Source organism: Psychrobacter sp. FDAARGOS_221 (assembly GCF_002313155.2).
In the GTDB taxonomy this organism is placed as follows: domain Bacteria; phylum Pseudomonadota; class Gammaproteobacteria; order Pseudomonadales; family Moraxellaceae; genus Psychrobacter.
Map to the genome: position 1 here is coordinate 3154802 of NZ_NWFK02000001.1, position 6196 is coordinate 3160997.

Sequence of the window (6196 nt, forward strand, 5' to 3'; positions counted from 1 at the left end):
TGTTTAGTTTGACTGCTAAGTCTGCTCAAATCATAAGCTAGATAAAGTTAATCAGTATTTACTAATAAATCTTAGATATTAAGTTATGTCGTAGATAATAAGCTGTACAGTAAGTACTAAGTCGTGGAGTGTAAGGTCACCACACGATGGGTCTTTTGAGTCAGGTTGACCCAATCTAAGTCACTTAATACGGTTACCCCGGTCAAATCTAGGTTTAGTTTGGCGCTGTCATTAAGACGGTCAATATCCTCAGCAAGTACATACCAAGCACTAACACTGTCGATGCTACTTTGAATCTCATCATCGCCATTGAAGTCTTTGATATATGCCTTCGCCCAGGCATAGTAAGCGCTTGATTCGCCAAGTAACAAAATACTGTCACCTGCCTGCCAAAGTGTGCCTAATTCCCTTATAAGCGGTTTTAGGGTATTCATGGTTGCGTGAATTTGAAACAAAGTGGCCATAATCTAAACTCTTTTAATGGGTCAATGTATTAAGACAAAAGGTGAGTTAACTTAATGGGTTAACTGAATAAGATAAAGTGCTATGAGAGCAGCAGTCTGAATTAAAACGAGAAAATCTGCTCAAACTGGCTGGCATCAAAATCCTCAGGAATAAAGTCAATCTGCTCAGTAATCTCATTAGGCACCATGCCGGTCAGCCAGCTGCTAAACACATCATCAGGCAGCCATGCTGGTGGTAAGTCATATAAATCAAGCGATTTAATCATGCCATGAAGTCGACTGTCTGGCTGCATTAATAGCCCAAATACTGAGCTTCCCAACATCAGTTGTACCTGTTGACCAAAGGTCGCTAAGGTCAATGCCAAAGCACAACCTTCATAGGTTGCCGTTTCTGTTGCGGTTGTCAGACGAATTAAAATAGCCACTGCGTTTCCTATTTGTGTGAATGGTTTTAGACGGTCTTATCTTTTTATTTATTATTATTTGGGTTTTACTGTATTTGGGTTTTATTGTCTTTTTTACGCTCAATTAAATACCAATTAAAAACTAAAAAGACACCACTTTTTCAGCGTCTGCTAAAGCGGTTGCAAGATCACCCAATCCAACCAGCTCAAAGCCTGCTGCTAGATTGTCAGCTGCCAAACCATTTGAGGTTAAATCATGGCGTTTGGCATTGTCTTCATCGGTAATCCCACGCGTTAATGCGGTACTGACGCAAACCGGCAACGGCTGATGAAACTGCTCACTTAGTGCTCGCCATTTTTCGGTTAAGTTATCTCTGTCTGCACTCTGCCAGCGTAGTTTATTGGCCGTATGCGCCGCATCAGCATAAAAAAACACGCTCAGTTTTGATGAGCCCGAGTTGTCAGCAGCTTGTGACTGCAAAAAGGCGTGTGCATAACGATAGGCATGGGTGGCAAGCGGATGGCTTGGGTCAGCTGTGATCAGTAGTAGAGTTGAGGCAATAGTCATAATCAGGGCAACTGTATTTAATAAGATTCAGTGAATGTGATGACCTAAGTTAAGTAAATAACCTTTTATGCTAAAACAAGTTAGCTTAATACAGGTTAGGTCATTAAAAGCGTTATGGTTATATTTATTATTAGGGTTAAACCGCATTATCTCAAGAGCCTAGTGTTAAAAGATAGGCATCTATTAAGTGAGGTTTGTCATCAAACTGTGATTAAAGCGCCATAAAACTGTCAACTGCCATCCGTACAGTGAGGGTATAAAAAATATAACTCATTAGAGGACCTTTATGATAACTCGGTATTGGCAGCAAACACAGCAACCACACTTGCAATCACCTATTCAGCGCAAATCAATGCTGGGTGAGTCAGTAGGGCGCATAGAGCCAATGATGTTTTTCACTAAAAACACAACCTCCACTAAAAAAGCAACTTCTGACACATCTAACTTCCACAGTGCTAAGTCTCAATCATTTGAGCCTAATCATTCCGTAGTACAGCCTACTGATATGCCAACCCTGCACGTGCTATTGGTAACGGAAACTTGGTTACCTGACATGAACGGGGTGGCGATGAGCCTACAGCGTATCATGAAGCAGATGGCTGAGATGGGGCATCAAGTCAGTTTGGTAAGACCTAAGCCAAAAATGAGTGGTAACGATAAATACAAGTTGAGTGTTCAGCAGCTTGTAGAACAAAATAGCTTTATTGCAAATGACATACAAGTGAAAGGTATGTCGATTCCAAAGTATGCAAGCCTACAGTTTGGCCTGCCGTCTTATCCTACCTTTATAAAGACTTTAAAGCGCATTCGTCCTGATATTGTACATATTGCGACTGAGGGTCCTTTGGGGCTGGCGGCATTACTGGCTGCCAAGAGGCTTGGTATTTCTGCAACCACTGGTTATCACACTCAGTTTCATGACTTTAGCAAGCACTTTGGCCTTGGCGTCCTTGCTGAGCCGATCATGACTTATTTTAAGTGGCTGCATAATAGCTCTAAAGCAACCTGCGTGCCCAGTCGCAAAACTTACAATGACCTTGATCAGCTTGGTTTTAAACGTCTATACGAAGTGGGACGTGGTGTCGACTTGGTGCAGTTTAATCCGAAGCATCGTAGTAATGTGCTCAGAACAAAATGGGGTGCCAATAAAGATGACACCGTATTGGTGATGGTCAGCCGTTTATCACCAGAAAAAGGCATTGATTTGGTGATTAAAAGCTTTCAAGCTTTAAAGCAGTCTCAACCACAACGCGCACTGAAACTGGTTATCGTAGGTGATGGACCGGATAAACCACGACTGGAGGCTTTGGCGAAAAACAATAAAGCCGATATCCATTTTGCAGGGGCTCAAACCGGTTTGGATTTATCTGAGCATTATGCCAGCGGTGATGCATTCGTGTTTGCCAGTCAGGTAGAGACCTTTGGTAATGTGGTGATTGAAGCCATGGCCAGCGGGCTACCAGTGTATGCCTTTGATGATGCCGCAGCGGGCATGTTGGTAGGCTCTAATCAAACAGCTGAAGTGGATAACCATCCTATAAAAGATAATCCATCTATCAAACAGAGCGATAAAGGGGCATTGGCAGCATTGGGTAATGAGCAAGCTTTTATTAACATGGTCGCAAACCTACCTGAGCAAGCGCGGTTGCACCAGCAAGGTCAACTGGCGACAGCTAGTGTGGCACAATTTTCATGGCAGCGTCCTGCTAAGCAGATGCTGGAGATGTTTTATAACGCCATTGGTAAAAAGGGCTAAACAGGGCATGGCAAAAAACTAACGCAAAAATAAAAACCAAAGCGTTAATACTAAATAAAAAGAGATAATAACAATAATAAAATTAAATAGTAAAAAACGATAATTAAAACAATAAGTTAATTGAATAAATTCAAATAAGGAGTAAGGTTAATAGTAATTATAGGGCAACATAAAATTGGGCTAATGATAAATCAACGTGTGATCGCAATCTAGCAATTACACCAAGATCAATAGGTCAACCAATACAAGGGGATATGACGTGAGACGCAACCACACTAAACTTCCAGATACCAGCAAGCCTCGCACGCTTGCCAAGCAAAGTGTAGAGCCAAGTCCTTTGTTTGATTTATTCACCAAAAACTCCACCATGGCAGTGTATGTCAATCAGTTCATCTCTTGGGATACCAACCTGTGTATCCATATCAATCGATACTCAACCAACTATGTCATAGCCACCTTCTTTAAGGTGGTTAGTCGTTTAGGCGATGGATGGTTCTGGTATTTGATGTTAATTTCCGCTTTTGTATTAAATGGTTTATCGGCAATCATACCTTTAGTATCGACATTGGTTATCAGTCTTAGTGGACTGGCAATTTATAAACTACTAAAAGTTAAAACAGTGCGCCCAAGACCGTATCAAGTGCATCAAGTCATCGTATTGGGTGAGCGACCACTGGATGTGTTTAGCTTTCCCTCAGGGCATACCTTACAAGCGGTTTTATTCACCTCAACCTTAGGCAGCTATTTCCCTGAGTTGTTGCCTATCATGCTCCCGTTTGCTTTATTGGTTGCCTTATCACGTATGGTATTGGGCCTTCATTATCCAACTGATGTGTTGATTGGTGCCTGTATTGGTTATGCACTGTCTTTATGGGTAACCGATGTACAACAATTGATTGAGCAAGCAGTTGTGGTAATCGGTTAGATTTGAATCTAGTGTGGTTTGTATTATACGGCGGCTTTGAAAATTAAATAGTGGTTGTGGTTATAAGATGGAAATAGTTTTTAGATAAATTTAGTTGTTAGATAGCTATATTTATGTTATCAGTATGTCGTTATTAGAAAGCTATCACTGTTAATTATTAAAGCTAAATAGTATCCACTATCAATTGACCAGTAGCCATCATATAGCAATGGAAAGTAATGGATTAATTAAAAAAATATCGCTCACCTTATTTGCAACACAAGCAAAAAAATTAATACAACCAGTCATCTTGTCAATGTCAGTTATGTGGTAGGCTTATAGATATATCAGTACATATTAGGAGCCGAGCCTTGCCATCTGCGAATCACACCTCTCATCTTTAGCTCAAGACAAGCTAGCTCAAGACAAGCTAGCTCAAGATAAACAATCTATTTCATCCAATCAGACCATTCCCGCCAGCGCCATAACGCCTGAGTACATTGAACAATTAAGAATAGCCAGTCCATTTGCGTATCAAATTTGGCAAAGTAGACAATCTGTTTGTCAAAACTTTTTGACCAGCTATCCCTTAGGTGAGTCATTATCACCGCAACAAGTCTGTGATCTAATTGATGACTACACCTTAGACGATGGCCTCGATGGTGAGCTGCAGCGTGCTGATGAAGCAGGGGTCATGAAGGGGCTACGCCGCTTACGAGAGCTGCTAATGCTGCGCTGGATTTGGCAAGATGCACTAGGCATTATCAGTTTGGAGCGCCTAACCGCTGAGCTGTCTTATTTTTCTGATAACTGCATTATCTTTGTCAAAGACTATGTGTGGGAGACGATGGTCAAGCGCTATGGTCGGCCTACTTTTATCGATGCCAAAGGTCAACAACAAGTTGATGATATGGCCATCTATGCAATGGGTAAGCTTGGCGCTCAAGAGCTAAATTTATCCAGTGATATTGACTTGATCTTTGTGCATCGCGCGCGCGGTCAGACCGATGGAGATAAAACGCAAGGAACTAAGTGTATTGATAACAAGCGCTTTATGATCAAACTCGGTCAAGGCATTATTAAGATACTTGATACCAATACTGCTGATGGCTTTGTCTTTAGAGTGGATATGCGCCTGCGTCCATGGGGTGAGGGCAGTGACTTAGCGATTCATTTATCGGCGTTAGAGAAGTATTTTGCTGATCAAGGCCGTGCTTGGGAACGTTTTGCTTGGTTAAAAGCGCGTATTGTCAACGATATTGACAATACTTTTAAACAGAATCTAGACGACATTACCAAGCCGTTTGTGTTCCGCTATTATGTGGATTACAGTGCCTTTGCTGCACTGCGCGAAATGAAGTCATTAATTCAGAACCAAGTGGCGCAAAGGGAAGATTTAGACAACGTCAAATTAGGCGCGGGTGGTATTCGTGATATAGAGTTCGTAGTACAGGCCTTTCAGTTAATTTATGGTGGCCGTCATAGTCAGTTAGAGGTGAAAACCTTGTTTGCAAGCCATGCAAGTGCTACATGAGTTTGACTTTTTAGATGACCAAACCTATCACAACCTAGAAGCTGCTTATCGATTCTTACGTCGTGTTGAACATGGTATTCAAGCCATTCATGATCAACAAACTCAAAAGCTACCCAGTGACCCTGAGTGTCAGCATAACTTAGCCATTACCTTAGGGTTTGACGGTTGGGATGCCTTCTTGCAGCAGCTTAATACGCATCGTAAAAATGTGCATATTCCCTTTGATCGGATGGTTACTGAGCGTCAAAACGGCTACCAATACCAGTGTCGATGCTAAAGATGAGCTACAAAGCCTAACCCGTATCTTAACCGAAGAAAAATAACAACAAGCTGGAGCAGTTTTGGAACAGTAAACTGGTCGCTAATTTGACCCAAGAAGCCAAGAATCGACTGGATACTGCCTATCCGGTGCTGGTGCATGCGCTACTTGAGCATGAGAATAAGCAGGGTAAGGCAAATGTGGCTTTGCCGCGCTTAATCGATCTATTAGAAGCCATTCTGTCGCCGCTCTAATTTACCTGGTGATGTTGGCTGAGAATCCTAATGCTACCGTCAACTTAATTCCC

Annotated in this window: 8 protein-coding genes; 5 read left to right on the forward strand and 3 right to left on the reverse strand. The window is 41.9% G+C overall.

Going from position 1 to position 6196, the window contains the following annotated elements:
- Positions 1-116 precede the first annotated feature (116 nt).
- From A6J60_RS13265 to tusD, 3 genes are all read right to left on the reverse strand, one after another.
- Positions 117-464, reverse strand: a complete 348-nt coding sequence (locus tag A6J60_RS13265; protein ID WP_096064193.1) for a hypothetical protein — start codon at positions 462-464, stop codon at positions 117-119.
- 101 nt (positions 465-565) lie between these two features.
- Positions 566-889 (reverse strand): hypothetical protein, encoded by a 324-nt coding sequence (locus tag A6J60_RS13270; RefSeq protein WP_096064194.1) that lies wholly within the window; start codon positions 887-889, stop codon positions 566-568.
- A gap of 121 nt (positions 890-1010) precedes the next feature.
- Positions 1011-1436 carry a sulfurtransferase complex subunit TusD gene (gene tusD, locus A6J60_RS13275; RefSeq protein WP_096064195.1) on the reverse strand — a complete coding sequence of 142 codons (426 nt, stop codon included), beginning with the start codon at positions 1434-1436 and terminating at the stop codon, positions 1011-1013.
- A gap of 286 nt (positions 1437-1722) precedes the next feature.
- Between tusD and A6J60_RS13280 the strand changes: the two genes are divergently transcribed.
- The 5 genes from A6J60_RS13280 to A6J60_RS13770 all read left to right on the forward strand — a co-directional run bounded on the left by A6J60_RS13280 (position 1723) and on the right by A6J60_RS13770 (position 6143).
- Complete coding sequence (locus A6J60_RS13280; protein WP_227525999.1) at positions 1723-3192, forward strand: glycosyltransferase family 4 protein; 1470 nt, start codon at positions 1723-1725, stop codon at positions 3190-3192.
- A gap of 259 nt (positions 3193-3451) precedes the next feature.
- A complete protein-coding gene (locus A6J60_RS13285; protein ID WP_413772350.1) occupies positions 3452-4117 on the forward strand; it encodes a phosphatase PAP2 family protein in 666 nt (221 codons plus the stop codon).
- Between the two features lie 553 nt (positions 4118-4670).
- A complete protein-coding gene (locus tag A6J60_RS13760) occupies positions 4671-5630 on the forward strand; it encodes a hypothetical protein (RefSeq protein ID WP_413772369.1) in 960 nt (319 codons plus the stop codon).
- Complete coding sequence (locus A6J60_RS13765) at positions 5614-5907, forward strand: hypothetical protein (protein WP_413772388.1); 294 nt, start codon at positions 5614-5616, stop codon at positions 5905-5907. The genes A6J60_RS13760 and A6J60_RS13765 overlap by 17 nt, the downstream gene beginning before the upstream one ends.
- An 89-nt stretch (positions 5908-5996) precedes the next feature.
- Positions 5997-6143 (forward strand): hypothetical protein, encoded by a 147-nt coding sequence (locus A6J60_RS13770; RefSeq protein WP_413772370.1) that lies wholly within the window; start codon positions 5997-5999, stop codon positions 6141-6143.
- Positions 6144-6196: the final 53 nt, after the last annotated feature.

Bases quoted from the DNA above. Each gene is read 5' to 3' on its own strand.
- A6J60_RS13265 (WP_096064193.1), bottom strand. From the start codon at position 464: ATGGCCACTTTGTTTCAAATTCACGCAACCATGAATACCCTAAAACCG.
- tusD (WP_096064195.1), bottom strand. From the start codon at position 1,436: ATGACTATTGCCTCAACTCTACTACTGATCACAGCTGACCCAAGCCAT.
- A6J60_RS13280 (WP_227525999.1), top strand. From the start codon at position 1,723: ATGATAACTCGGTATTGGCAGCAAACACAGCAACCACACTTGCAATCA.
- A6J60_RS13765 (WP_413772388.1), top strand. From the start codon at position 5,614: ATGCAAGTGCTACATGAGTTTGACTTTTTAGATGACCAAACCTATCAC.